Origin of the sequence: Rhizobium sp. Rhizsp42, assembly GCF_047304155.1 — a bacterium.
Classification (GTDB): domain Bacteria; phylum Pseudomonadota; class Alphaproteobacteria; order Rhizobiales; family Rhizobiaceae; genus Rhizobium.
Map to the genome: position 1 here is coordinate 507,735 of NZ_JBGLYS010000001.1, position 24,239 is coordinate 531,973.

24 protein-coding genes are annotated in these 24,239 nt (G+C 61.0%); 20 read left to right on the top strand and 4 right to left on the bottom strand.

Translation table 11 applies throughout. The features are described from left to right. Positions 1-180 precede the first annotated feature (180 nt). The 5 genes from ACCD05_RS02615 (at position 181) to ACCD05_RS02635 (ending at position 4,407) form a co-directional block, all read left to right on the top strand. Positions 181-948 carry an SDR family oxidoreductase gene (locus ACCD05_RS02615; RefSeq protein ID WP_413390985.1) on the top strand — a complete coding sequence of 256 codons (768 nt, stop codon included), beginning with the start codon at positions 181-183 and terminating at the stop codon, positions 946-948. Beyond that, positions 945-2,996, top strand: a complete 2,052-nt coding sequence (uvrC, locus tag ACCD05_RS02620; RefSeq protein ID WP_413390987.1) for an excinuclease ABC subunit UvrC — start codon at positions 945-947, stop codon at positions 2,994-2,996. Before ACCD05_RS02615 ends, uvrC begins: the two co-directional genes overlap by 4 nt. A gap of 111 nt (positions 2,997-3,107) precedes the next feature. Continuing rightward, a complete protein-coding gene (gene pgsA, locus ACCD05_RS02625; protein WP_018898724.1) occupies positions 3,108-3,698 on the top strand; it encodes a CDP-diacylglycerol--glycerol-3-phosphate 3-phosphatidyltransferase in 591 nt (196 codons plus the stop codon). Further along, complete coding sequence (gene moaD / locus ACCD05_RS02630; protein WP_047513275.1) at positions 3,695-3,949, top strand: molybdopterin converting factor subunit 1; 255 nt, start codon at positions 3,695-3,697, stop codon at positions 3,947-3,949. The genes pgsA and moaD overlap by 4 nt, the downstream gene beginning before the upstream one ends. Next, positions 3,946-4,407 (top strand): molybdenum cofactor biosynthesis protein MoaE, encoded by a 462-nt coding sequence (locus ACCD05_RS02635; RefSeq protein ID WP_413390990.1) that lies wholly within the window; start codon positions 3,946-3,948, stop codon positions 4,405-4,407. Before moaD ends, ACCD05_RS02635 begins: the two co-directional genes overlap by 4 nt. Here the strand turns inward: ACCD05_RS02635 and ACCD05_RS02640 are convergent, their stop codons facing one another. After that, positions 4,408-5,304 carry a branched-chain amino acid ABC transporter permease gene (locus ACCD05_RS02640; RefSeq protein WP_413390992.1) on the bottom strand — a complete coding sequence of 299 codons (897 nt, stop codon included), beginning with the start codon at positions 5,302-5,304 and terminating at the stop codon, positions 4,408-4,410. A gap of 64 nt (positions 5,305-5,368) precedes the next feature. On the opposite strand from ACCD05_RS02640, the gene ACCD05_RS02645 reads away from it, so the two are divergent. Beyond that, complete coding sequence (locus tag ACCD05_RS02645; protein ID WP_413390994.1) at positions 5,369-5,920, top strand: CGNR zinc finger domain-containing protein; 552 nt, start codon at positions 5,369-5,371, stop codon at positions 5,918-5,920. Then, on the top strand, positions 5,917-6,426 hold the full coding sequence (locus ACCD05_RS02650) for a hypothetical protein (protein WP_413390996.1): 510 nt from the start codon (positions 5,917-5,919) through the stop codon (positions 6,424-6,426). Before ACCD05_RS02645 ends, ACCD05_RS02650 begins: the two co-directional genes overlap by 4 nt. Before the next feature lie 71 nt (positions 6,427-6,497). Here ACCD05_RS02650 and ndk read toward each other — a convergent pair whose 3' ends face one another. Beyond that, a complete protein-coding gene (gene ndk, locus ACCD05_RS02655) occupies positions 6,498-6,920 on the bottom strand; it encodes a nucleoside-diphosphate kinase (protein WP_018898730.1) in 423 nt (140 codons plus the stop codon). Positions 6,921-7,123: 203 nt separating this feature from the next. On the opposite strand from ndk, the gene ACCD05_RS02660 reads away from it, so the two are divergent. From ACCD05_RS02660 to ACCD05_RS02685, 6 genes are all read left to right on the top strand, one after another. Beyond that, positions 7,124-7,639, top strand: a complete 516-nt coding sequence (locus ACCD05_RS02660) for a DinB family protein (protein ID WP_413390998.1) — start codon at positions 7,124-7,126, stop codon at positions 7,637-7,639. 141 nt (positions 7,640-7,780) lie between these two features. Further along, positions 7,781-8,830, top strand: coding sequence for a GGDEF domain-containing protein (locus tag ACCD05_RS02665; protein WP_181459185.1), 1,050 nt, complete (start codon positions 7,781-7,783; stop codon positions 8,828-8,830). A 53-nt stretch (positions 8,831-8,883) separates the two neighbouring features. Next, positions 8,884-10,767: an ABC-F family ATP-binding cassette domain-containing protein gene (locus tag ACCD05_RS02670; protein WP_413391001.1), complete on the top strand. Its 1,884-nt coding sequence runs from the start codon at positions 8,884-8,886 to the stop codon at positions 10,765-10,767. A gap of 129 nt (positions 10,768-10,896) precedes the next feature. Next, entirely contained in the window at positions 10,897-11,736 is an 840-nt protein-coding gene (locus tag ACCD05_RS02675) for a polysaccharide deacetylase family protein (RefSeq protein WP_413391003.1), read from the top strand. Between the two features lie 119 nt (positions 11,737-11,855). Continuing rightward, positions 11,856-12,782, top strand: a complete 927-nt coding sequence (locus ACCD05_RS02680) for a Gfo/Idh/MocA family protein (RefSeq protein WP_413391006.1) — start codon at positions 11,856-11,858, stop codon at positions 12,780-12,782. 60 nt (positions 12,783-12,842) lie between these two features. After that, a complete protein-coding gene (locus ACCD05_RS02685) occupies positions 12,843-13,388 on the top strand; it encodes a GrpB family protein (protein WP_413391008.1) in 546 nt (181 codons plus the stop codon). Positions 13,389-13,424: 36 nt separating this feature from the next. Here the strand turns inward: ACCD05_RS02685 and ACCD05_RS02690 are convergent, their stop codons facing one another. After that, on the bottom strand, positions 13,425-13,874 hold the full coding sequence (locus tag ACCD05_RS02690; protein WP_413391010.1) for a DNA polymerase III subunit chi: 450 nt from the start codon (positions 13,872-13,874) through the stop codon (positions 13,425-13,427). Then, positions 13,871-15,370, bottom strand: coding sequence for a leucyl aminopeptidase (locus ACCD05_RS02695; protein WP_413391012.1), 1,500 nt, complete (start codon positions 15,368-15,370; stop codon positions 13,871-13,873). Before ACCD05_RS02695 ends, ACCD05_RS02690 begins: the two co-directional genes overlap by 4 nt. 171 nt (positions 15,371-15,541) lie before the next feature. On the opposite strand from ACCD05_RS02695, the gene ACCD05_RS02700 reads away from it, so the two are divergent. From ACCD05_RS02700 to rsmA, 7 genes are all read left to right on the top strand, one after another. After that, positions 15,542-16,318, top strand: coding sequence for a phosphatase PAP2 family protein (locus ACCD05_RS02700; RefSeq protein ID WP_413391014.1), 777 nt, complete (start codon positions 15,542-15,544; stop codon positions 16,316-16,318). Positions 16,319-16,415: 97 nt separating this feature from the next. After that, positions 16,416-17,582 carry an LptF/LptG family permease gene (locus ACCD05_RS02705; protein WP_413391016.1) on the top strand — a complete coding sequence of 389 codons (1,167 nt, stop codon included), beginning with the start codon at positions 16,416-16,418 and terminating at the stop codon, positions 17,580-17,582. Then, a complete protein-coding gene (gene lptG, locus ACCD05_RS02710; protein WP_047513313.1) occupies positions 17,579-18,667 on the top strand; it encodes an LPS export ABC transporter permease LptG in 1,089 nt (362 codons plus the stop codon). Before ACCD05_RS02705 ends, lptG begins: the two co-directional genes overlap by 4 nt. Then, complete coding sequence (locus ACCD05_RS02715) at positions 18,667-21,012, top strand: LPS-assembly protein LptD (RefSeq protein WP_413391018.1); 2,346 nt, start codon at positions 18,667-18,669, stop codon at positions 21,010-21,012. The genes lptG and ACCD05_RS02715 overlap by 1 nt, the downstream gene beginning before the upstream one ends. A gap of 184 nt (positions 21,013-21,196) precedes the next feature. Continuing rightward, on the top strand, positions 21,197-22,147 hold the full coding sequence (locus tag ACCD05_RS02720) for a peptidylprolyl isomerase (RefSeq protein ID WP_112941318.1): 951 nt from the start codon (positions 21,197-21,199) through the stop codon (positions 22,145-22,147). A gap of 5 nt (positions 22,148-22,152) precedes the next feature. Further along, positions 22,153-23,178 carry a 4-hydroxythreonine-4-phosphate dehydrogenase PdxA gene (gene pdxA / locus ACCD05_RS02725; RefSeq protein ID WP_413391075.1) on the top strand — a complete coding sequence of 342 codons (1,026 nt, stop codon included), beginning with the start codon at positions 22,153-22,155 and terminating at the stop codon, positions 23,176-23,178. After that, positions 23,178-24,005, top strand: a complete 828-nt coding sequence (gene rsmA / locus ACCD05_RS02730) for a 16S rRNA (adenine(1518)-N(6)/adenine(1519)-N(6))-dimethyltransferase RsmA (protein WP_413391021.1) — start codon at positions 23,178-23,180, stop codon at positions 24,003-24,005. The genes pdxA and rsmA overlap by 1 nt, the downstream gene beginning before the upstream one ends. Positions 24,006-24,239 lie beyond the last annotated feature (234 nt).

Consider the following 24,239-nt stretch of genomic DNA (forward strand, 5'->3'; position numbering starts at 1 on the left):
ACAAACAATTCATTAACCCTAACCAAGCGTTAAATCATGAATACTTATTTTATCGAATTATATTCTTAAATAATACGCACAATATCCAAGTTCTGTGCGCAATCAAGACGCCTATTTATAAGATCTGATCGGCCGCCTATATAAGCACCGCAGAGATTTGCGGGATGAAGAGGCAGGATTTTGAGCGAGACAAGACTTCGAACAGCGTTGGTGACAGGGTCGGCCAAGAGAATAGGTCGTGCGATAGTCGAAGATCTTGCAGCGAGCGGCTTCTCGGTTGCGATCCACGCGAATGGTTCCATCGCCGAGGCGGAAAATTTTGCGGCGGAATTGCGGCGAGAGGGCAAAAACGCGATAGCGCTTCACGCCGATTTGAAGAATGTCGAGGACACCAACGGACTGATAAAAAAGGCGTTTGAGGCGCTTGGGCCGCTCGATTTGCTCGTCAACAACGCCTCGGCCTTCCATAATGATTCGGCGCACCACTTTGACGCTTCAGCCTGGGACGACCATTTCGCGCTGCACGTGCGCGCGCCGTCCATATTGTCTGCCGCCTTTGCCGAACAGCTGCCCAAGGGTGCCGCGGGGCTGATCGTCAACATCATCGACCAGCGGGTTTGGGCGCTCAATCCGGGCTTCTATTCCTATACATTGTCCAAGGCGGCGCTCTGGACTGCAACGCAGACGATGGCGCAGAGCTTCGCGCCACGCATTCGCGTCAATGCGCTCGGCCCCGGACCGACGGTTCGAAGTGCTAGACAGAGCGAAGAGGACTTCCAGCAGCAGGTCGACGGCCTTATCATGAAGGCGGGGCCGGGATTCGGCGAATTCGGACGGACGATCCGCTTCCTCTATGATACGCCCTCCATCACCGGCCAAATGATTGCCCTCGACGGCGGCCAGCATCTTGCCTGGCAGACGCCCGATGTGGCGGAGATTACGGAATGAATTCAAGGAAGCTGCCGGATGGCGGCGTTCTTTACGACGAAAATGACGAGACCGACGACGATATCGAGCTGGAAAGCGAAAGCTCTGCCTCGGCCGTTGGCGCGCCGGTTGCCTCTGCCATCGACTGGAACGAAGGCGGCAGCAACGAGACGGGGCTTGTCGGCGCCGACCTGATCGCGGAATTCGTCAAGCGGCTGCCGAACAGCCCCGGCGTCTACCGCATGTTCAACGAGGCCGGCGACGTTCTCTATGTCGGCAAGGCGCGCAGCCTGAAGAAGCGCGTGAGCAATTACGCGCTCGGCCGCGTGCACTCCAATCGCATCGCGCAGATGGTGCGGCAGACCGCGCATATGGAGTTCGTGACGACGCGGACCGAGATCGAGGCGCTTCTGCTCGAAGCGAATCTGATCAAGCGGTTGCGGCCGCGCTTTAACGTGCTTCTGCGCGACGACAAGTCGTTTCCCTATATCCTGATATCAGGCGACCACCGCGCACCCGCCATCCTGAAACATCGCGGCGCGCGCGCCCGCAAGGGCGATTATTTCGGTCCCTTCGCTTCGGCAGGCGCCGTCGGCCGCACGATCAATTCGCTGCAGCGCGCCTTCCTGATCCGCACCTGCACCGACAGCGTGTTCGAGACGCGCACCCGCCCCTGCCTGCTCTACCAGATCAAGCGCTGTTCGGCGCCCTGCACGCATGAGATCAGCGATGCGGGGTATGGCGAACTGGTTCAGGAGGCGAAGGACTTCCTTTCGGGCAAGAGCCAGAAGGTGAAAGCGCATATGGCCGAGGCGATGAACCAGGCGGCCGAGGATCTCGATTTCGAACAGGCCGCCGTTTATCGCGACCGCCTCGCCTCGCTGTCGCATGTCTCCAGCCACCAGGGCATCAACCCTGCCGGTGTCGAGGAGGCCGATGTCTTCGCGATCTATCACGAGGGCGGGATTTCCTGCATCCAGGTGTTCTTCTTCCGCACCGGGCAGAACTGGGGCAACCGCGCCTACTTCCCCAAGGCCGACCCGCAACTGACGGGCGCCGAAGTGCTGAGCGCCTTCCTGGCGCAGTTCTACGACGACAAGCCGGTGCCGAAGCAGATCCTGCTTTCGGAAACGGTGGAGGAGATGGAGCTGCTCGCCGCAGCCTTCGCCGAAAAGGCGGGGCACAAGATTTCGGTGCTGGTGCCGCAGCGCGGCGAAAAGCGCGATCTGGTCGATCACGTGATGGGCAATGCGCGCGAGGCGCATGGGCGAAAGCTCGCGGAAACGGCATCGCAATCGCGGCTGCTCGAAGGCTTCAAGGATACGTTCAAGCTCTCCTACGTGCCGCAGCGCGTCGAGATCTACGACAACTCGCATATCATGGGAACGAATGCCGTCGGCGGCATGGTGGTCGCGGGGCCGGAAGGCTTCGTGAAGAGCCAGTATCGCAAGTTCAACATCAAATCGACCGACATCACGCCTGGCGACGACTTCGGCATGATGCGCGAGGTGATGACCCGGCGCTTCACACGCCTGCTCAAGGAAGAAGGTATCCCCGACAGGAGCCAGCCGGTAGCTCCAGCGGATGCCGCCGACATGCCCTTCCCCGCATGGCCCGACGTGATCCTGATCGACGGCGGTCAGGGGCAGATGACGGCGGTGCGGGCGATCCTGGAAGAGCTCGGGATCACCGATAGCGTCACCGCCATCGGCGTCGCCAAGGGTGTCGACCGTGACGCCGGGCGCGAGCGCTTCTTCCTGCCCGGCGGCGAGAGCTTCACGCTGCCGCCGCGCGATCCGGTGCTCTACTTCACCCAGCGTATGCGCGACGAGGCGCACCGCTTCGCCATCGGCTCGCACCGGGCACGGCGCAAGAAGGAGATGGTCAAGAACCCGCTCGACGAGATCGGTGGAATCGGCCCATCACGCAAACGTGCCTTGCTCCAGCATTTCGGAACGGCGAAGGCGGTTTCGCGGGCGGCACTGTCGGATCTTATGGCCGTCGAGGGGATTTCGGAGACGGTCGCCAAGCAGGTTTACAATCATTTTCACGACGACGCCGCGAAATAGGTGGCGTCGGTCGCAAATTCCACGCAAAGGCAGCGAAAAAACAGAAAGAATGTTGACGCTTTGCGGTCAAAGCCGTCATCTACGGACGTATCAAATCAGAGACAGATTTTCATGGCATCGCGCGCATACAATATCCCCAACCTGCTGACCTACGGCCGCATTCTCGCGGTTCCGCTCATCGTCCTGTGCTTCTTCGTGGAAGGAAAACTGTCGATCAGCAATACGGCCCGCTGGGTTGCGCTGTGGATCTTCGTCATCGCGTCGATCACCGACTTTCTTGACGGCTACCTCGCCCGTATCTGGAACCAGACGTCGAACATCGGCCGCATGCTCGACCCGATCGCCGACAAGCTGCTGGTCGCCTCGATCCTTCTGCTCGTAGCCGCGGACCAGACAATCGCCGGCTGGTCGATCTGGGCTGCCATCACCATCCTTTGCCGCGAGATCCTGGTCTCGGGCCTGCGCGAATATCTCGCGGCGCTGAAGGTCAGCGTTCCCGTTACGCGCATCGCCAAGTGGAAGACCACGGTGCAGCTGGTAGCGATCGCCTTCCTGCTCGCGGGTCCTGCCGGCGACGAGATCTTCCCGTACACCACGATGACCGGCATCGGACTTCTCTGGCTCGCTGCCATCCTGACGATCTATACCGGCTACGATTACTTCCGCGCCGGCATCAAGCACATCGTGGAAAACGACGAATGACCAAGCTCATCTATTTCGCCTGGGTGCGTGAGCGGATCGGCAAGGCCGAAGAAGACATCGCGCTCCCCGCCTCCGTCGTCACAGTCACCGATCTTCTCGATCACCTGAAGACGCTCGGCGAGGAATACGAGACCGCATTGCAGTTTCCCGACGTGATCCGCGTCGCGCTCGATCAGGAACATGTCGAGCACGACGAGCCGATCGGCGATGCCCGGGAGATCGGTATCTTTCCGCCGATGACGGGCGGATGACGACCTCCCCCACCATCCGCGTCCAGCGCGAGGATTTCGACCTTAAGGCCGAAGTCGATCTGTTGAGCAAGGGAAAGCCGGGTATCGGCGCCGTGGTCACCTTCTCCGGCCTGTGCCGCGACGAAGGCGGGACGCTGGATGCACTCGAGCTTGAGCACTATCCTGGCATGGCCGAGGCGGAGATGACGCGGATCGCGGAGATGGCGATCGAGCGCTTCAAGCTCAACGGCCTGACCGCCATTCACCGCTACGGAAAGATCGCGGCGGGCGAGAATATCGTGCTAGTGATCGCCGCCGCCCCGCATCGCCAAGCGGCTTTCGACGGCGCGAATTTCGTGATGGATTTTCTGAAGACGTCGGCGCCCTTCTGGAAGAAGGAGCACGGCAAGGACGGCGTCGCGCGGGAATGGGTCGAGGCCAAGGGCCACGACGATGCCGCGCGCGACAAATGGAAGTGATCACGGGATCACCCGTTCGCGCCGGCTGAGCACCAGCAAAAGCACAAGCAGCGAAAAGACCACGAAGTCGCGCCAGAGGAACGGGCCGTAAGCGGTCCACAGCGTCTCGACCAGACCGAGACCGGCAGCACCACCCGCCGATTTCAGCGGGTCCGAATAGCCGCCGACGGCGGCCACCATCAGAACCTTGAGCCCGAACATCAGCCCGGCGCCGAAATCCATCGTGCCGTAGTAAGCGGTGGAGAGGATGCCGCACAGCGTCGCCATCAGGACGGCGGCGGCGTAGGCCATCAGAAAGACGCTGGTGGCGCTGACGCCGCAGAGTTCGGCGGCTTTCGGATCATCGGTGACGGCGCGCCAGGCGCGGCCCCAGGAACTTCGTTTCAGGATCACGGCGCCGATCGCCACGAAACCACACATCAGCGCCGTGTTGATCAACTGCATCTCGGTCAACACCACCTCGAAGCCGTCGCTCTGCCAGAAAACGACATGGCCATTCAGAAACGGCGATAGCCACAGGCTGCGGGTGTCGGATGCCAGGCGCGCGGTCTCCATCAGCACGATTGTGACGCCGAGCGCGGCGACGATGACCGTGTTCGAGGACTGGCGCACCAGCGGCAGCATGACCGAGCGGCCGATCCACACCCCCGCTCCCATCGCGTAAACCAACGAGGCCGCGGCGCCGAGCGCGATTGCCGCGGGCAAGACCAGCCAAAGCTTGTTGTAGCCGAAATCTGTGAAGAGCAGCAGTATCTGGCCGGAGAAGGCGAAGAGCGCGCCATAGGTGATGTCGGGACGCTTGGTGACGCCGAAGGCGACCGCATAGCCGAAGGCCAGCGCGGCATAAAGGGCCGCCAGCGGCACCGCATTCGCCAATTGCTGCAAGAGATAGGCCATCGACATATCCTATTTCGCCGAAATCATAACTGGCAAAATTGCTTTTACCAGTTATATTTTGACGATGACCTTCTCATGGACCCCTCACCGCTTTTCCGGCGGCGCACTGGCATTCGATGTCGCCAACAGCGTCGTGCTGCGGCATGACGAACAGCGCCGTATCGATCGCTTTGCCGTCGATGCACAACTGCATGCCTTTCCGCAGGCGGCTGCGAATTTCTGCGCCGAGCGGGCGATCTTCGGTGACGTCGCGCCGGTTGCGCCGGATGGCAGGCCTGCGTTCATCGCCTTGCGCGAGGCTACCGATCGCTATTTTCGCGACCGCGTGCTTGCCGGTGGTAGTGACCAGTTGTTGGCGGAGCTGTTGGATGCGGTAGCGGCCGTGCTGCGTGGTAGCTCGGGTGCCGCCGGCATCGATCGGGCCACCGCGCATTCGGTGCTGAGGCTGATCGCCTCGCCGGAGCCGGAGCGGATGAAGATCTGCGGCAATTGCGGCTGGCTCTTTCTCGATCGCAGCAAGAACCGGAGCCGGACATGGTGCGACATGGCCGTCTGCGGCAACCGGGCCAAGGCGATCAAGCACTATCGGCGACGGAAAGAGGAGAACGGGTCATGAGAGCGTTCGGAGCGGCCGTGATGTCGGCGATGCTGGTGCTTGCCGGCTGCCAGCGCGAGAGCGAGAGCGACACGCTGGTGCAGGTCACCGGCCATATCTTCGTGTTCAACTATCGCGTCGCGATCGCGACCTATCTGGTGACGCTCAGCAAGAAAGCGCCGCTGCCAGACGGCGCGGTGGCGATCGCCGAGTTCGAGAACCCGGCGGGCGGAGCGCCGTTGGTGATCAACGAGAAGATCTTTCCGGCCTGGGAGAAGATCAGCCTGCAAAGCCCGCCGATACATTGCGTCAAGAAGGACCGGCCCTACGCCGTCAGCATCCGGCTGATCGATGCCGACGGAAAGGAACTGCAGAGCCTGAAGACGACGGTCACATCGGATGTCGATCAGTCGATCATGCCGGGCAAGCCGCTGGTGGTCGGGCCGCTCTACACCAAGAACCCCGAAGTCTTCAAATCGGATGGCACCGTCGATTACGACAGCGCCGATACCTGCCCCAAGACGTGAAAAAGCCCGGCGCGGTGGCCGGGCTTTTCGAGTCATTTCAAAAGGTTCAGCCGTGGGGCTGAGCTTTTGAATCAGCCGACGATTTCGGTTTCTGCAAACCAGTAGGCGATTTCCTGGACAGCGGTCTCAGGAGCGTCCGAGCCGTGAACCGAGTTCTCGCCGATCGACAGAGCGAACTGCTTGCGGATCGTGCCTTCGTCAGCGTTGGCAGGGTTGGTGGCGCCCATGATTTCGCGGTTCTTCAGGATGGCGTTCTCGCCCTCCAGAACCTGAACGATGGTCGGGCCGGAGGTCATGCCTTCAACCAGTTCGCCGAAGAAGGGGCGTTCCTTGTGAACAGCGTAGAAGCCTTCAGCTTCGCGCTTGGACATCCATACGCGCTTGGAGGCGATGATGCGCAGGCCGTTGTCTTCGAATACCTTGGTGATGGCGCCGGTCAGGTTGCGCTTCGTTGCGTCCGGCTTGATCATCGAGAAGGTGCGTTCAATCGCCATTGTAATAATCCTCATTCATCGGGGAAAAGTGGGCGGTGTTTACCCGTCCGATAGGCTGAAAACAAGGGGGCTGCGCGAATTTCACGCGTCCGTCACAGAGCGGGACAGTTTGGCGCGAGACGATGACGGAATTTCATGCAGCCATCAGCGCCATTGCTGGCAAAGCCTCATAGGATAGAACAGATCACGAGATGGAGGGCAGAATGCAGAAACAATACGCGATGTTTGCGGATTACAACCGCTGGGCCAACGGGAAGGTCTATGCGGCAGCCTCGGAACTGACGGATGCCGAATACCGGGAAAACCGCGGCGCCTTCTTCGGCTCGCTCAACGCAACGCTCAACCACATCCTGTCGGCCGACCGTATCTGGATGAAGCGCTTCACCGGATCGGGCGACGCGCCGACGACGCTCGACAGCATCCTCTATGACGACCTCGCTGGCCTGCGTGCCGCGCGTGAGCGAGAGGATCGCAGGATCGCCGACTGGGTCGATACGCTTGATGCCGAGGCGCTTGCGGGTACGTTCACCTATACCCCTGTCACCCGCCCCGGCGCGATCACCCAGCCGCTGTGGCCGGCGCTGTCGCATTTGTTCAACCACCAGACGCATCATCGCGGCCAGTGCCACATGACGCTGACCTCGCTCGGCAAGCCCAGCCTGTCGCTCGATCTCAGCTATTTCCTGCACAGCGATGGCAAGCGCTGGCTGAGCGCATGACAGAAACGCGGCATTAACCGCGTTGGCGAAATCCCGGAAACGGATTTACTCGGAAAAGGTGCAAATTCAGCGCATCTTAAATAGTCCGGTGCATAGGGGAGAGAACGAGGCCGGACAGGGCCAACGAGCGAGGAGTGCAACATGGCAAGTGCAGCATCGAGCCCGCAGGCGCAACGCGAGACATCCCGTCCGGCACCGGTCACGGATATCCAGCGCATCAGCCAGCACATGACGCGCCTTGGCGTTTCAGGCCTGCCGCGCAATTACGAGCTGTTTCATGAGGCGATCGTCGGCCAGAACGCCGCCCTTGCCCAGGATATCGCCTCGCTCGGCGCGGCACCGCGCCAGCCATCGCTCGATGAACTCGGCCTCAAGTATCGTCTTGTCAGCCATTGCGGGCTGGTCGGAGAGACCTCGCAGGCCGAGATGAGCAAGATGATGCGCGATGCCGTCGAGCGCCTGACATCAGGCGTAAAGCAGAAGCAGAGCTTCATGCGGGCGGCGGAAACCGCGCTGAAATCGATCACCGGCAGCCCGGACCAGAGCCTTTCCTCCTTCATGAGCGAGATGGAGTTCCTGTCGACCTCGCTCGCCGGCCTCCTGACCGCCGAGACCGATCTTGAGACCAAGCTTCGCCATGACGTCGATCGGATGGAAGCGCTTGAGCGCGGCGTTGCGGCTGCTCAAACCGCGTCTTCGACCGACCGGCTCACCGGCCTTCCCAACCGCACCGCGCTCAACAAGACCGTGCTCGATCTCTATGAGCGCGAGGAAGGCTCGGCCGGCAGCGCGCTGATCATGATGGATATCGACGACTTCAAGGCGCTGAACAGCCGCTACGGCACGCAGACCGGCAGCCGTCTTCTGAAGAAGCTCGCCGACCTGTTCCGCAAGTCGATCAAGAAGCACGACTTCGTGGCCCGCACTGATGGCGACGAATTCACCTTCCTGTTCGCCAATGTCGGCATGCAGGAGGCGATGGCGATCGCCGAGCGCCTGCGCAATTCCGTGGAAGAGAACGTAGTCTTCGCGACCTCGGACGCCGGACAGAACGCCAAGCTGACGGTGTCGCTCGGCGTTGCCCTGAGCGCCGATGCCGCGACGGCTTCGCAGCTGCAGGCCAATGCCCGCATCGCGCTGCATGCCGCACAATCGAACCGGCGCCTACCGGTGCAGGCCTTCGGGCGCTGAGAGGCCTCTTCAAGCTCTTGCGCTGATCGCGGCTTTCGGCCAAAACGCCGGGCATGATCACGATTAGCGATATCTCCGCCCGCATTGCCGGCCGCCTGCTCCTCGACCATGCCAGCGTTTCGCTGCCCGCGGGCACGAAGGCTGGCCTCGTCGGCCGCAACGGCGCCGGCAAGTCCACCCTCTTTCGCATCATCACCGGCGATCTCGGGGCCGAGACGGGCTCGATCACCATCCCCAAGAATGCACGGATCGGCCAGGTCGCCCAGGAGGCGCCGGGCACGGAAGATTCGCTGATCGAAATCGTGCTCTCCGCCGACAAGGAACGCGCCGCGCTAATGGCGGAAGCCGAGACTGCCAGCGATCCGCACCGCATCGCCGAGATTCAAATGCGGCTGGTCGATATCGACGCGCATTCGGCCGAAGCACGCGCCGCCAGCATCCTGTCCGGCCTCGGCTTCAGCCAGGAAGCGCAGGCGCGGCCGGCATCGTCCTTCTCCGGCGGTTGGCGGATGCGCGTGGCGCTGGCCTCGGTGCTGTTTACCGAGCCCGACCTGTTGCTGCTCGACGAGCCGACCAACTATCTCGATCTCGAAGGCACGCTCTGGCTTGAGGATTACGTTCGCCGCTATCCGCACACCGTGCTGATCATCAGCCACGATCGCGACCTCCTGAACAATGCCGTCAACTCGATCGTGCACCTCGACCAGAAGAAGCTGACCTTCTATCGCGGTGGCTACGATCAGTTCGAGCGGCAGAAGGCGGAAGCCGACGAGTTGCAGACCAAGGCGAAGGCCAAAAACGATGCGGCGCGCAAGCACCTGCAGAGCTTCATCGATCGCTTCAAGGCGAAGGCCTCCAAGGCCCGGCAGGCGCAGAGCCGCGTCAAGGCGCTGGAGCGCATGGGCACGGTGGCCTCGGTCATCGAGCATCACGTGCAGCCGATCACATTCCCCGAACCGGAAAAGCAGCCCGCCTCCCCGATCGTCGCCATATCGGGCGGCGCTGTCGGCTACGAGCCGGGCAAGCCGATCCTCAAGGGGCTCAACCTTCGCATCGACAATGACGACCGCATCGCGCTTCTCGGCTCGAACGGCAACGGCAAGTCGACCTTCGCGAAGTTCATCTCCGGCAGACTTGCGGCCGAAAGCGGCGAAGTGAAGCTGGCACCGAGCCTGAAGATCGGCTTCTTCGCCCAGCATCAGCTCGACGACCTGATTCCAGACCAGTCACCGGTCGAACATGTGCGCCGGCTGATGCCGGAAGCGCCGGAGGCCAAGGTGCGCGCCCGCGTCGCGCAGATGGGCCTGGCGACAGAAAAGATGTCAACGGCCGCCAAGGATCTGTCCGGTGGCGAAAAGGCGCGCCTGCTGATGGGTCTTGCCGCCTTCCATGCGCCGAACCTGCTCATTCTCGACGAACCGACCAACCACCTCGACATCGACAGCCGCCGCGCGCTGATTGAGGCGCTGAACGACTATGACGGCGCCGTGATCCTGATCTCGCACGATCGCTACCTGATCGAGGCGACCGTCGACCGGCTGTGGCTGGTCAACAATGGCACGGTCACCACCTTCGAAGGCGACATGGACGAGTACCGCGATCTGATCGTCGCCTCCGGCAAAAAAAAAGACGAAAAGCCGCAAGTGACTGAGGAGACCGCGACCAAGGCGGACCAGCGCAAGCTCAATGCCGACCGGCGCGCCTCGCTCGCCCCTCTCAAGAAAAAGATCAACGAAATCGAATCCTTGACGGGGAAGCTGGAGAAACTGATTCAGGGGCTTGATGCGGAACTTGCGGACCCCGTGCTTTACGAGAAGGCGCCGGCGAAGGCCGCGGAGAAGGCAAAGCAGCGCGGCGAAGCGGCCGCCAAACTGGCTGCGGCCGAAGAGCAATGGCTGGAGCTTTCATCCGAATACGAAGAGGCTATGGCGGGATAGCCACAGTCGTTAGTCGAGCGCTTCGAAATTAACATTTGTTAGCGCGCGAACGGTCGAAAGAAACCGATCGTTAACCATAATCATCAAGGTTGTCTCAACATTCATTACTGATTTGTTGAGACACTCTTCATGCATCGCTTCGCTTTTTACTCCGGCCTTCTTCTGTGCGCCGCCGCCCTCGCCGGCTGCCAGACAACAAAGCAGCCCGCGCCCGACAAGACGATCAAGACCTCGTCGATCGTGGCGCCTGAAGGCAAGCAGGACACGATCGGCGGCGATGCGGCCGAGCAGCCGCGCGCACGTGGATTTGCCAAGCAGCATCACCTCGCCGGCCGCATCATGACCGTCTCGTCGATCCACGATATCCGGCTGCAGGACAAGGAAGTCATTCTCAGCTTCGACGACGGCCCTATCCCCGGCCGCACCGACCGTGTTCTGGCGACGCTTGACGAGTTCGGCGTCAAGGGCGCCTTCATGATGGTCGGCGAGATGGCGGCGCTGCACCCCGAACTCGCCCGCAAGGTTGCGATGGACGGCAATGCGATCGGCAGCCACACCTACAAGCACGACAATCTGGCGGCGCTGACCTTCGACATGGCGATGGCGGAAGTCATGCGCGGCGAAGCGGCGGTGACGAAGGCCACGGGTGTCGACGTCAACTTCTTCCGCTTCCCCTATCTCGCCGACAGCCACAAGCTGCGCGCCGCGATCGCCATGCGGGAGATGGTCGTCATGGACGTGGATGTCGACAGCAAGGACTATTTCAACACGACGCCCGCCGCCGTCACCAAGCGGACGCTCGACCTGCTCCACAAGCGCGGACGCGGCATCATCCTGATGCACGACATCCACAATCGCACCGCAACCATGTTGCCCACCCTGCTCTCCAAGCTGGAGGCCGAGGGCTACAAGGTGGTGACGCTGAAGTTCAAGAAGCCGGCCGCGCCGACCGTCTTGGCGTCGCTGTAATCCGACTGCGGAATTCGAGCTTCACGGCAAACGCCGGCGCTTGCCCGCCGGCGTCTTTCTGTTAAAACAGGCGCCCAATAATCATACTTTTGAGCGAAACACCGAAGCGAGCCAACAGCATGTCACCCATCAACCTCGCCATCGTCGGCGTCGGCAAGATCGTCCGCGACCAGCACCTTCCCTCCATCGCCAAGAACCCGGATTTCAACCTGATCGCCACGGCAAGCCGTCACGGCACGGTCGATGGCGTCCAGAGCTTTACGACGATCGACGCGATGCTCGGCGCCGTGCCCGAGATCGACGCGGTGTCGCTGTGCATGCCGCCGCAGTACCGCTATGAGGCCGCGCACAAGGCGCTTTCGGCCGGCAAGCACGTGTTCCTCGAAAAGCCTCCGGGCGCGACGCTGAGCGAAGTAGCCGACCTCGAGGCGCTCGCCGCCTCCAAGGGTGTCTCGCTGTTTGCCAGCTGGCATTCGCGCTATGCGGCGGCCGTCGAGGCAGCCAAGTCCTTCCTCGCGTCCACGACGATCGAAAGCGTTCACGTCGTCTGGAAGGAAGACGTGCGCCAGTGGCATCCGAATCAGGATTGGATCTGGCAGGCCGGCGGTCTTGGCGTGTTCGACCCCGGCATCAACGCGCTGTCGATCGTCACGCATATCCTGCCGAAGGCGATCTTCCTGACGAGCGCAACGCTGGAATTCCCGGAGAACCGCGACGCGCCGATCGCAGCCGATCTGCACTTCAAGAACGCCGACAACGTGCCCGCACATGTCGAATTCGACTGGCGCCAGACGGGCAAGCAGAGCTGGGATATCTTCGCCGAGACGGCAGCCGGCAAGATGGTTCTGGCCGAAGGCGGCTCGAAGCTGTCGATCAACGGCGAACTGAAGTTCGAGGCGCCCGAAGAAGAATATCCTTCGCTCTATCGCCGCTTCGCGGAAATCGTCAAGGCTGGCAAGTCGGACGTCGATCTGGCGCCGCTGCGCCACGTCGCTGATGCCTTCATGCTCGGCCGGCGCAAGTTCGTGGAAGCCTTCCACGATTGATTCGAAATTGCCGAGCCTCGTGATACAGTAAGGTCATCTTGGGTATCTCAGAGGTTCGGCATGCGCGACGATGAAGCTTTCGGTCTAGGCTTGAAAAACCTGACGGTATCGCTCTCCGACGCAAATGCCTTATGGCATGAGGCCTATGAAGAAGAGGCCGAGGCGATCCGCCAGGCGCTCGGCGACGCCGTCATCGACATCCAGCATGTCGGCAGTACCTCAATTCCCGCCATCAAAGCCAAGCCGATCATCGACATCATGGTCGGCATCCGATACTTCGCCGATGGCCCGGCCTGCGTCGGCGCGATGGAGAGTATCGGCTACGATTATGCCGGCACCGATCTTGTTCCCGACGATCACATCTTCGGGCGCGGCATCAAGGGCGAGACGCGGACGCATCTCGTGCATGTCGTGGAATATCGCGGCGAAAACTGGAACCGCATGCTGGCCTTTCGCGATGCGCTACGCGCCGATCCCGATCTCGCCCGTGCCTATGAGCAGCTAAAGATCGACCTCGCCGGCACGCATGCGGCAAGCCGGGCGGAGTATACCCGCGCGAAGCACGATTTCATCCAGAAGGTAGTCAAGGATGCCGGGATCGGCTGAGCCCGCCAGCGCCTGTCCCGGCCAGGTCTGCCCGGGCTAGGCTTTCTTTTCCCAGCGCCCTTCGGGCGTCTGCTGCCAGTATGTGAGGCTGTGTCCCTCACCTTTCAGCTTTTTCCACTGCGCGCGCGCGCCTTCGAGCTGTTCCTGGTCGTAGCCATCGAACATGAACACGACCCGTTCGTAGAGATCGAGCGGCGGCGGCTCGGCGCCGGCCACGATGAAGCGGACGGTGGCGCCGTTGATGTTGTCGTCGGCGACGGTCAGGAGAACCGGCTGATTGCCGGCGAGTTCCCCTTCATCCGTGCCATGCGGCAGGAAGCTGTCTTCGCGGAAGGTCCAGAGATGCGCATCGAGCGCATCTCTGTGAGTCGCTTCCTTCATCTGAACCGCGACGCGCCAGCCGCGCTCGACGCTTTTGTCGAGCAACGGCGGCAGCGCGTCTTCCAGCTTGGATTCGGTCAGATGGTAGAACAGGACCTCGGTCATGATTCGTAGTTGGCGCGTACCAGCTGGTCGAGCAGCCGCACGCCATAGCCGGAACCCCAGGACTGGTTGATCTCGTCCAGCGGCGAGCCGATGGCGGTGCCGGCGATATCGAGATGCGCCCAGGGCGTCTCGCCAACGAATCGGCCGATGAAGTGGGCGGCCGTGATCGAGCCGGCGTGGCGACCGCCGGTGTTCTTCATGTCGGCGAACTTGCTGTCGATCATCTTGTCGTATTCCTTACCCAGCGGCATGCGCCAGAGACGCTCGTGGGTTTCGGTTCCAGCCGCGATCAACTGCTCCGACAGCTTGTCGTCGTTGGAAAACAGGCCGGCCTGGATGTTGCCGAGCGCCACGAGAATCGCGCCCGTGAGCGTCGCGAGATCAATCATGAACTTGGGCTTGAAGCGATCGTTGCAATACCAGACGGCGTCGCAGAGAACGAGGCGGCCTTCGGCATCGGTGTTGATGACCTCTATGGTCTGGCCGGACATGGAGGTGACGATATCGCCGGGACGCTGCGCGTTGCCATCGGGCATGTTCTCGACCAGGCCGATGATGCCGACGACGTTTGCCTTGGCCTTGCGGGCAGCCAGCACATGCATGAGGCCGGTGACGGCGGCAGCACCGCCCATGTCGCCCTTCATGTCTTCCATGCCGCCGGCCGGCTTGATGGAGATGCCGCCGGTATCGAAGACGACGCCCTTGCCGATGAAGGCCAGCGGCGCATCACCGCTCTTGCCGCCCTTCCACTGCATGACGGCCAGGCGCGGCGGGCGTACGGAGCCCTGAGCGACGCCGAGAAGCGCGCCCATGCCGAGCTTGCTCATTTCCTTTTCCGTCAGGATCTCGACCTCGACGCCGAGCTTTTCGAGTTCCTTGGCCTTGGCTGCGAATTCGACCGGGCCGAGCACGTTCGCCGGATCGTTGACGAGATCGCGCGCCAGATTGACGCCATCGGCGACCGCCTGCGAGACCTCGAAAGCCTTGGCGGCCTCAGATGCCTTTGCGGTTATGATGCGGACCTTGACGGACGCGCCGCCGTCCTTGGCGTTGCTGTCGTCTTCCGACTTCTTCGTTTTGTAGGTATCGAAGCCATAGGCGCGCAACATCATCCCGAGCGCGAAATCGGCGGCCTGGCTTGCGGTGACATCCACGCCGGGCGCGTCCACAAAGATCGTCACATCCGTCGTGTTCTTGATCTTTGAGGCGGCAGCACCACCAGCTTTCAGCCAATCGAACGAAACCAGAGCGTCCACCTTGCCGAGACCGATGACGAAGATGCGCTCAGCCTTCGATCCCTCGGGCGCCACGATATCGAGCGCGCCGGCAAGCTTGGCTGAGAAGCCGGCGATCTTGGCGGCCTTGGCCACCACGCCCGATGGGTCGGCGACACTTGCGCCAGCGGCGAGATCCTGCCCCTTGGCCTGCAACAGAATGGCGTATCCACCGGCAATTTCGGCAGATTTTTCAAACGAGATATCGAATTTGGCTGACATGTCTTCTCCAGTGGGATCGTTTTAAATCCTCTTGCCCGATCATTCAGGTTTTCACCACTGAAGACAAGTCATTGTCGCGCCCATCGCGGCAACGAGCGCGGGAGTCGCGTCAACAAAATGTCATGCGCGACGACTATTGGTCCGGGCCAATTGCCAGCGCGAGGATCGGTCTTGAACTCCATACTGAAGGCTTTCAGGCCGGTTGCCATACGCGAGGCGGGCTTGAGCGCCGCCGATATCTTCAAGCTTCTTCTCATCACCTGGTTAGTGTTGCTCGCCATTTTCTATCTGTTTCCACAGATCGATCAGGAGGTGTCCGCGCATTTCTTCACCAAGGAGGCCTGCACCGCCGGCACGTCGCTTCGCGAGGTTTGCGGACACTTTGCTTATCGCCAGGAATTCACACTGCAGATGCTTCGCACGCTCTTCCTGCGCCTTCCCTACATCGCCGCCTTTGTACTGCTTTGGAAGTTCATCGATTGCTACAGCCAGTTCGGCGCCACCTTCGACGCCGAGCGCGCACGCAAGCTGAAGATCGCCCTCGGTTCGCTGATCGCCGGCCCGATCGTTCTCGTCAACTTCATCCTGAAGGACCATTGGGGGCGCCCTCGTCCATTTTCCACAACCGATTTCGGCGGCGCGCTCGACTTCGTTCCGGCGGGGTCGACGGCGGGCAAGTGCCTGTCCAACTGTTCTTTCGTGTCAGGCGAAGCGGCTGGAGCCGGCTGGCTGCTCTGTCTTCTCTTCATCATGCCGCGCGCGTCGCGACGCGCGCTCTTCCTGCCGCTGGCCACGATTTCGTTACTGGCACCGGCATTGCGTCTGGCCTTCGGCGCGCACTATCTGTCCGACGTCATTCTTGGATGGTTGTCATCCTTCGTTGTTTTTGCCGGCATCCTGGCGCTGACCGATTCGCCACAGCGGGAAAAAAAACTGAAAATTGAATGAATTTTCGACGGTAGCTTGTCGCAAAAGCAAACCAAAAAGCGTAGATGGTTTTCGCTGCGTGGCGGCAAGAATTCGCGAAGAGCGTTCAAGGGCGTGCATGAAACTGCTTGAAACATACATATTGCGGCGCGTGGGCCAGATGTTTCTCGTCGCCCTATTGCCCGTGCTCGCGATCATCTGGACGACGCAGGTGCTGCAGCGCATCAATCTGGTGACGGATAGCGGCCAATCGGTCGGTTCGTTCGCCAAGCTCGCCACACTTATCCTGCCCTCGATCATTCCCGTCGTTCTGCCCTTCGCGCTGGTTATCGGCGTCACGCAGACGCTGACGACGATGAACAACGATTCGGAGCTTGCCGTTATCGATGCAGCCGGCGCGCGCCGCAGCATCATCTGGCGCCCGATCATCATTCTCGCGGCCGTCATCAGCGCCTTCTCGTTCCTGGTCGACAACGTCGTCGAACCGAAGGCGAAGACCGGCGCAAGGCAAATGATTGCAGCGGCTTACGCCGATCTGCTCTCAACCGTGATTGAAGAGAAGAACTTCCGCCAGATCGATACCGGCCTCTATGTACAGATCTCCGAGCGCCTGGCCGGACGCGTGCTCAAGGGCCTGTTCGTCGTCGACGAGCGCGACCCTGCCTTCCAGCTGATCTACTATGCCCGCGAAGGCGCTGTGGACGAAAAGGGCACGTCGCTGATTATGCATGATGGCGAGGTGCACCGGAAAACCACGACCGGCGACGTGTCCATCATCCGCTTCGATTCCTATTCCTTCGACCTGTCCGACCTCACGCAGAACCGTGGCCAGTCGACGCTGCGCGCGTCCGACCGCGAACTGCCGTTCCTGCTCAATCCCGACCCAACGGACAAGGATTACATCGCCAAACCCGGCAGCTACGTCGCGGAGCTTCACAGGCGCCTGACCGACTGGATGCTGCCGCTTGTCTTTTCGCTGATTTCGCTAGCGATTGCCGGTGACGCACGCTCGCATCGCGAGGCACGGCTGCACCCGATGGTATCGGCACTGGTGCTCGCGTTTGCGGTTCGATGGGCGACATTCTACGCCGCCAACCAGATCGAAACGAAGCCGATATTCATCGGCATCCTCTACGCGCTGCCGATCGGAATCAGCGCTTTCGCGATTGTCTCGCTGGTTTCGCACAAACGAATCTCGCTGCTGGGCTTCATCGGTAACTGGATCGCCATCGGCTGGCGCAAGCTGCAGCAGCGGTTCCCCCGCTCGGCCGGAGGTGACGCATGATTTTCGGTACGCTCGGCCGCTACTTCTTCCGTCGTTATGCAACGACGGCGATGTGGTTCTTCCTCGGTGTCATCGGCATCGTCTACCTCGTCGACTTCAGCGAGACCGCGAGCCGCATGTCCGGCCTGCCAGGCTATACGGTGACGGGCGGATTGCTGATGACGGCCGTGCGTCTGCCGCTCATTCTGCAGCAAACGGTTCCCTTCATCGCACTTTTCGTCGGCATGACCGTACTGATCGGCCTCAATCGCAAGTACGAGTTGGTCGTGACACGCGCGGCCGGTATTTCGGCCTGGCAATTCATGTCACCCTTCATCGCCGGCGCATTTCTGCTCGGCATCGGCGTCATGACGATCCTCAATCCGCTTGCGGCATGGGGACAGCGGCAGGCAGCCAGCGTCGAGAGCAACTGGCGCGGTGACGCCGGAGCCTCGAAGGGTGGCCCGCAGGTGCCGTGGATTCGCCAGATCAGCGGCCAGGACGATGTCATCATCGGTGCGCGAAGCGTTCTTGAGGATGGAACGATGCTCGTCGACGCAGTGCTCGTGCACTTCGATTCGAGCAATCACATCATCCTCAGACAGGACGCGACGTCCGCAAAATTGGAAGATGGTTACTGGCTTCTTAAGAACGTTATCGAGCGTCGCCCCGGCGAGATCGCTCAGCGTAAGGATGAGGTACAGGTCCGTACCAATTTGAAACGGGACTTCGTCGAACAGAGGCTTACCGCCCCTGAAACCATTGCGTTTTTTGATCTCTCGAACCGAATCAACATTGCCAAATCCTTCGGGATTCCGACCAAGGCTCTAGAGACCCAATTCCACTCTTTGTTGTCCCAACCACTGTTGCTCGTGGCGATGACTCTCATTGCTGCAACAGTGTCCCTAAAATTTAGCCGGTTCAACCAATCGAGGTCCGTGATTCTGGGTGGCATCCTGGCAGGCTTCGTGCTTTATGTGGTCACCGTGCTTGTGAAAGCATTCGGAAGCAGTGGGGTTGTCCCGCCTTTCGTGGCGACGTGGATTCCGGTCATCGTCGCCTTGGCTTTGGGTGCAACAATTCTGCTTCATCAGGAGGATGGCTAGTGGCGGCAGGCAACCGCAAAAGTGTTCGTAAGCAGTTGGTTGCCCTGTTCGCAGGCGTAGCCCTGTGCAGCTATACCGGCAACGTGCCCGTTGCCATTGCGCAAGACGCTTTGCAAAACATGAAGCCCAATGTCTCGAAGGAAGCCAAGATGCTTCTTTCGGCCAATGAGCTCGTCTATAACAAAGACGCTGAGGTCGTTTCGGCCGTAGGTGGCGTGCAGATCAATTACGCCGGCTACAAGATGGTCTCGCAGCGAGTCGAGTACAATCAGAAGACCGGCCGGATGATGGCGCTTGGCAATGTCGAGCTCGTCAGCCCAGACGGCACGCGCATGTATTCCGACAAGCTCGACGTCACCGATGACTTCGCCAACGGCTTCATCAATTCGCTTCGAATCGAGACACCCGACAACACGCGCATCGTCGCCGAAACCGGCGAGCGGGTCGGTGGCACGGAGATGATTCTCAACAAGGGCGTCTACACAGCCTGTCTGCCCTGCGCGGAGAAGCCTGAGAAACCGCCATTCTGGCAGGTGAAGGCTGAACGCGTTATCCAGAACGGCGAGAAGCACACGATTCGCCTCGAGCATGCCCGCATGGAACTGCTCGGCCATCCCATCGCCTATGTTCCTTGGCTCGTCGTTCCCGACAACACCGTCAAGCGCAAGTCCGGCTTCCTGTTCCCGAGCTTCGTCAGCGCGCAGAATCTCGGCTTCGGCCTGTCTGTCCCATACTATTACGTGATCTCGCCCAGCATGGACGCGACAGTGACGGGTACTGGATACACGACGCAGGGCTTCCTGGCCGACGCCGAATTCCGTCAGCGTTTCGAGAACGGCACGCACACTCTGCGCGTGGCCGGTATCAGCCAGATGAATTCCAGCACGTTCACTGAAGGAACCAGCGACGCGCAGAACGATGCTCGCGGCATGATCGCCTCGAAGGGGGCATTCAAAATCAATCCTCGCTGGTCTTTCGGCTGGGATGTGATGGTGCAGAGCGACAACAACTTCGCCTACACCTACAAACTCAAGGGTTTCGACAGTTCGACGCAAACCAACCAAGTCTACCTGACCGGTCTAGGTAAGCGGAACTACTTCGACCTGCGCTCCTTCTATTTCGACGTGCAGGACGCCGATCCTTCGAACACGGCGGAGAAGAAGCAGGCGATCGTCTATCCGGTGATGGACTATCACTACGTGGCTCCGCAGCCGCTTGCCGGCGGCGAAGTCTCGGCCGACGTGAACTTCACCAATATCTCGCGCGGTCATGACGACTTTTACGACATCGCGGGCTTTGATCGTTACCGTGGCCTTGAAGGCCAGACGTCGCGACTGACGGGCGAGCTGACGTGGAAGCGTACGTTCGTGACGCCTGCCGGCGTTCTGATCACGCCGCTGCTTTCGGCTCGCGGCGACGCGCTGGCGCTCAACATGGACGACCCGGTCGGCTATGGCGGCAACTACGACACGAGCGATGCTGCAACGCGTGGCATGGTGACGGCTGGCCTGGAAGTTCGCTATCCGATCCTCGCCACCACCGACAACAGCACGCATGTGTTCGAGCCGATCATGCAGATCTATGCGCGCCCGAACGAATCGCTGGCTGGCAGACTTCCGAACGAAGACGCGCAGAGCCTGGTCTTCGATGCGACCAATCTGTTCGAACGCGACAAGTTCTCCGGTTACGACCGTATTGAAGGCGGCACACGCGCTAACGTTGGCTTTCAATACACCGGCACCTTCGACAACGGCTACAAGCTGCACGGCATCTTCGGCCAGTCCTTCCAGCTGGGCGGCCAGAACTCGTTCGACACCGACGATCTCGTCAATGTCGGAGCCGATTCCGGCCTTGAAACCACGCGGTCCGACTATGTCGGTCTCGGCGGTATCGAGACGCCGCAGGGCTTTGCATTCGCCGCTTCGTACCGCCTCGACGAAAAGAGCTTCGAGCTTCGCCGCGGCGATCTGACGGCTGGCTTCGAGACGGACGCGTTCCAGAGCCAGCTTCTCTACACGCACGTCTCCGCGCAGCCGGAATATGGCTACGACACGGATAATGATGAGCTGCAGACGCGTGCTCGGGTCAAGTTCAAGGACTACTGGTCGATCTTCGGCGGTATCGCCTATGATCTGAACAACAACACGTTCACGCGCCAGACCATCGGCCTCACATACGAGGACGAGTGCACGATCTTCACGATCGCCTACTCCGACAAGCGCGACACCAGCGACCAGTCGGCAAGCGATTGGACGATCGGCGCGAGGCTGACATTCCGTACGCTTGGCGACATCAATGTCGGTGATGCCAGCGAACTCGGATACGGTAACATCTACAACAACTGATCGATTTTGTAGCACGGCGAGAGAAAGGGGCCTTTCTTTCGCCGTAACGCTATGCAGGACATTGTGGCCATTGGATATATGCGGCATATGCTGCTGCGTCTCGAAGGCAGCAACGCTGACGTTATCTCGGTAAGATAGGCGCGCCGCGACGCGAAAGCGCGGCGTCAATGGGAAGGGTCGACAGATGATTGGCGCGAAGAACACCGTAAGAACGATGATCGCAGGCTTGGCGTTCGCCACTGTCGCAGGCTTGGCACTACCGAAGGCCAATATGGCCTATGCCGCGAGCGAAGTCCGAGTGGTTGTCAACGGCACGGCTCTCACCAGTGGTGACGTGGCCAAGCGCCAAGCCTTCTTGCGCCTGCAGCACCAGAAGGCGGACGCCAAGGCTGCTGAAGACCAGCTTATCGAGCAGACGTTGAAGGAGCAGGAAATCTCGCGCGTTCGCATGTCGGTGTCGAAGGACGACGTCGATGCATCGTTCGCGCGCTTTGCCACCGGCAACAAGCTGACGACAGCGCAGATGACGCAGATCCTCAATCAGGCCGGTGTCGGCGTCGATCACTTCAAGGCGTTCATCGCCGTACAGATGAGCTGGCCGCGCCTCGTCAACGCACGCTATGGCAACAGCAACAAGATGTCGAACGCCGACCTCGTTGCCCGCATGATGGAAAACAACAAGCAGAAGCCGGAGACCACCGAGTATATCCTGCAGCAGATGATCTTCGTCGTGCCCGCCAGCAAGAAGGGTATCGTCGGCAAGCGCAAGAGCGAAGCGGAAGCCTCGCGCTCGAAGTATCCGGGCTGCGAACAGGCGAAGGTTTTCGCCGCCACGATGCGTGACGTTTCCGTTCGCGACCTCGGCCGCATGCTGGCGCCGGAACTGCCGCCTGAATGGAAGCCGCTGGTCGAACAGGCCAAGGGCAATACCACGGCAACGCGCGTGACCGAAAAGGGCGTCGAATATCTCGCAATCTGCAGCCAGCGCCAGGTCTCTGATGACCAGGCAGCCGAGATGGTTTTCCGCGAAGAAGATCTGAACAAGGCCAAGGACAAGAACGCGCCGCCGGAAAACGCCAACGCTACCAAGTATCTCGACGAACTGCGCAAGAAAGCGCAGATCGTTCGCCGCTGATGTCGATGACGCTCGCGTTTTCCCGTCCGCTTGCACTGAGCCAGGGCGATCCCGCCGGGATCGGCCCTGACGTCACATTGATGGCCTGGCTGCGCCGCCGCGAGCTTGGCCTGCCGCCTTTTGTTTTCATCGGTGATCCTGACGTCCTTGCCACTCGCGCGCGGATGCTGGATTTGACCGTCGCGATCCGCGAGACGGATTGCGCCGGCGCGATCGACGTCTTCGCCGACGCCGTTCCCGTTCTGCCGATCCCCGCAGGAATTGAAGTCATCGCCGGCGAAGCGCATGTCGCGACGGCCCGAGGGACGATTGCAGCGATCGAGCATGCTGTGTCACTAACGATTAGCGGCGAAGCACTCGGCGTCGTCACAAACCCGATCGCCAAGTCCGTTCTCTACGAAAGTGGCTTTCGTTTTCCCGGACATACCGAGTTTCTGGCCGAGCTTGCGAAACGCGTGACCGGCACGCCCGTGACACCCGTCATGATGCTCGCCGGACCGAAGCTTCGCACGATCCCTGTCACGATCCACATACCGATCAAGGATGTGCCGCAGGCGCTGACGGCGGAGCTGATCGTCGAGACCTGCCGGATCGCGCATGCCGATCTCGTCCAGCGTTTTGGCATCGCCAATCCACGCCTTGCGGTCGCGGGGCTTAATCCGCATGCCGGCGAAGACGGCGCGATCGGCAAGGAGGACGCCAGCGTCATCCACCCAGCGATCCAGTTCCTTCGCGCAGAAGGCATCGATGCGATCGGCCCCCTGCCCGCCGACACCATGTTCCATGACGAGGCGCGTTCGCGCTATGACGTGGCGGTCTGCATGTATCACGACCAGGCTCTGATCCCGGCCAAGGCACTCGGATTCGACGATGCCGTCAACGTGACGCTCGGCCTGCCCTTCATCCGCACATCGCCCGACCATGGCACCGCCTTCGGCATCGCCGGCAAGGGGCTGGCGCGCGAGAGCAGCCTGGTTGCCGCCCTGAAACTTGCCGGGCATCTCGGTCGCGTTTCCAAGAGCAATTCCTGATGGCCGCACTGGACGGATTGCCGCCGCTGAGCGACGTGATCAGGCGGCATGGCCTGGATGCGCGCAAGGCGCTCGGCCAGAACTTCATCCTCGACCTCAACCTCACGCAGAAGGTCGCGCGTAACGCAGGCCCGCTCGAAGACGCGACGGTGTTCGAAGTCGGCCCCGGTCCCGGCGGCTTGACGCGAGCGATCCTTGCACTCGGCGCCAAGAAGGTCATCGCCGTCGAGCGCGATCCGCGTTGTCTGCCAGCGCTGGCCGAAGTGCAGGCGCATTATCCTGGCCGGCTTGAGGTTATCGAAGGCGACGCTTTGACTACCGACTTCGAGGCGCTGGCGCCCGAGGGGCCGGTGAAGATCATCGCCAACCTTCCCTATAATGTCGGAACCCAGCTTCTGGTGAACTGGTTGCTGCCGAAGCAATGGCCGCCGTTCTGGCAGTCGCTGACGCTGATGTTCCAGAAGGAAGTGGGCTTGCGTATCGTCGCCGACGAGGAAGACGATCACTATGGACGGCTGGGCGTGCTCTGCGGCTGGCGTACGAACGCGCATATGGCGTTCGACATCCCGCCGCAGGCCTTCACGCCTCCGCCGAAGGTAACCTCGACGGTGGTGCATCTGACGCCGAACGAGAACCCGATCCCCTGCTCCGTCGCCAATCTCGAAAAAGTGACCCAGGCAGCCTTCGGGCAGCGCCGCAAGATGCTGCGCCAGAGTCTGAAGCCGATCGGTGGGGAGAAGCTACTCGAAAAGGCTGGCATCGATCCGCAGAGACGCGCCGAGACGCTTTCCGTCGAAGAGTTCTGCCGTCTGGCAAACAGCCTCTAAGCCCTCCACGCCACATCAAGATCAAATGTTAGCTTGCGCGGAGGCGGCGGCCTTTTATGCTTGTTAAACACTACGAATCCAGTCGTCTTGACTTGGGAAAACCAAGTATTTCCGCGACCGAAAACCAACTTTTCCTCGACGATGCGCTTTAACATCGTGTGAATGCGGTTTGGCTCATCGACTGTCATGAAACTGTTATCTCTGGGGAATAGCCCGTTCCCGGCGAGACTCGTT

Bases quoted from the DNA above. Each gene is read 5' to 3' on its own strand.
- pdxA (WP_413391075.1), top strand. From the start codon at position 22,153: ATGACGCTCGCGTTTTCCCGTCCGCTTGCACTGAGCCAGGGCGATCCC.
- moaD (WP_047513275.1), top strand. From the start codon at position 3,695: ATGACCAAGCTCATCTATTTCGCCTGGGTGCGTGAGCGGATCGGCAAG.
- ACCD05_RS02675 (WP_413391003.1), top strand. From the start codon at position 10,897: ATGCATCGCTTCGCTTTTTACTCCGGCCTTCTTCTGTGCGCCGCCGCC.
- ACCD05_RS02690 (WP_413391010.1), bottom strand. From the start codon at position 13,874: ATGACCGAGGTCCTGTTCTACCATCTGACCGAATCCAAGCTGGAAGAC.
- ACCD05_RS02695 (WP_413391012.1), bottom strand. From the start codon at position 15,370: ATGTCAGCCAAATTCGATATCTCGTTTGAAAAATCTGCCGAAATTGCC.
- ACCD05_RS02640 (WP_413390992.1), bottom strand. From the start codon at position 5,304: ATGGCCTATCTCTTGCAGCAATTGGCGAATGCGGTGCCGCTGGCGGCC.
- ACCD05_RS02645 (WP_413390994.1), top strand. From the start codon at position 5,369: ATGACCTTCTCATGGACCCCTCACCGCTTTTCCGGCGGCGCACTGGCA.
- ACCD05_RS02650 (WP_413390996.1), top strand. From the start codon at position 5,917: ATGAGAGCGTTCGGAGCGGCCGTGATGTCGGCGATGCTGGTGCTTGCC.
- ACCD05_RS02680 (WP_413391006.1), top strand. From the start codon at position 11,856: ATGTCACCCATCAACCTCGCCATCGTCGGCGTCGGCAAGATCGTCCGC.
- ACCD05_RS02635 (WP_413390990.1), top strand. From the start codon at position 3,946: ATGACGACCTCCCCCACCATCCGCGTCCAGCGCGAGGATTTCGACCTT.
- ACCD05_RS02670 (WP_413391001.1), top strand. From the start codon at position 8,884: ATGATCACGATTAGCGATATCTCCGCCCGCATTGCCGGCCGCCTGCTC.
- ndk (WP_018898730.1), bottom strand. From the start codon at position 6,920: ATGGCGATTGAACGCACCTTCTCGATGATCAAGCCGGACGCAACGAAG.
- ACCD05_RS02720 (WP_112941318.1), top strand. From the start codon at position 21,197: ATGATTGGCGCGAAGAACACCGTAAGAACGATGATCGCAGGCTTGGCG.
- rsmA (WP_413391021.1), top strand. From the start codon at position 23,178: ATGGCCGCACTGGACGGATTGCCGCCGCTGAGCGACGTGATCAGGCGG.
- ACCD05_RS02665 (WP_181459185.1), top strand. From the start codon at position 7,781: ATGGCAAGTGCAGCATCGAGCCCGCAGGCGCAACGCGAGACATCCCGT.
- lptG (WP_047513313.1), top strand. From the start codon at position 17,579: ATGATTTTCGGTACGCTCGGCCGCTACTTCTTCCGTCGTTATGCAACG.
- pgsA (WP_018898724.1), top strand. From the start codon at position 3,108: ATGGCATCGCGCGCATACAATATCCCCAACCTGCTGACCTACGGCCGC.
- uvrC (WP_413390987.1), top strand. From the start codon at position 945: ATGAATTCAAGGAAGCTGCCGGATGGCGGCGTTCTTTACGACGAAAAT.
- ACCD05_RS02705 (WP_413391016.1), top strand. From the start codon at position 16,416: ATGAAACTGCTTGAAACATACATATTGCGGCGCGTGGGCCAGATGTTT.
- ACCD05_RS02660 (WP_413390998.1), top strand. From the start codon at position 7,124: ATGCAGAAACAATACGCGATGTTTGCGGATTACAACCGCTGGGCCAAC.
- ACCD05_RS02685 (WP_413391008.1), top strand. From the start codon at position 12,843: ATGCGCGACGATGAAGCTTTCGGTCTAGGCTTGAAAAACCTGACGGTA.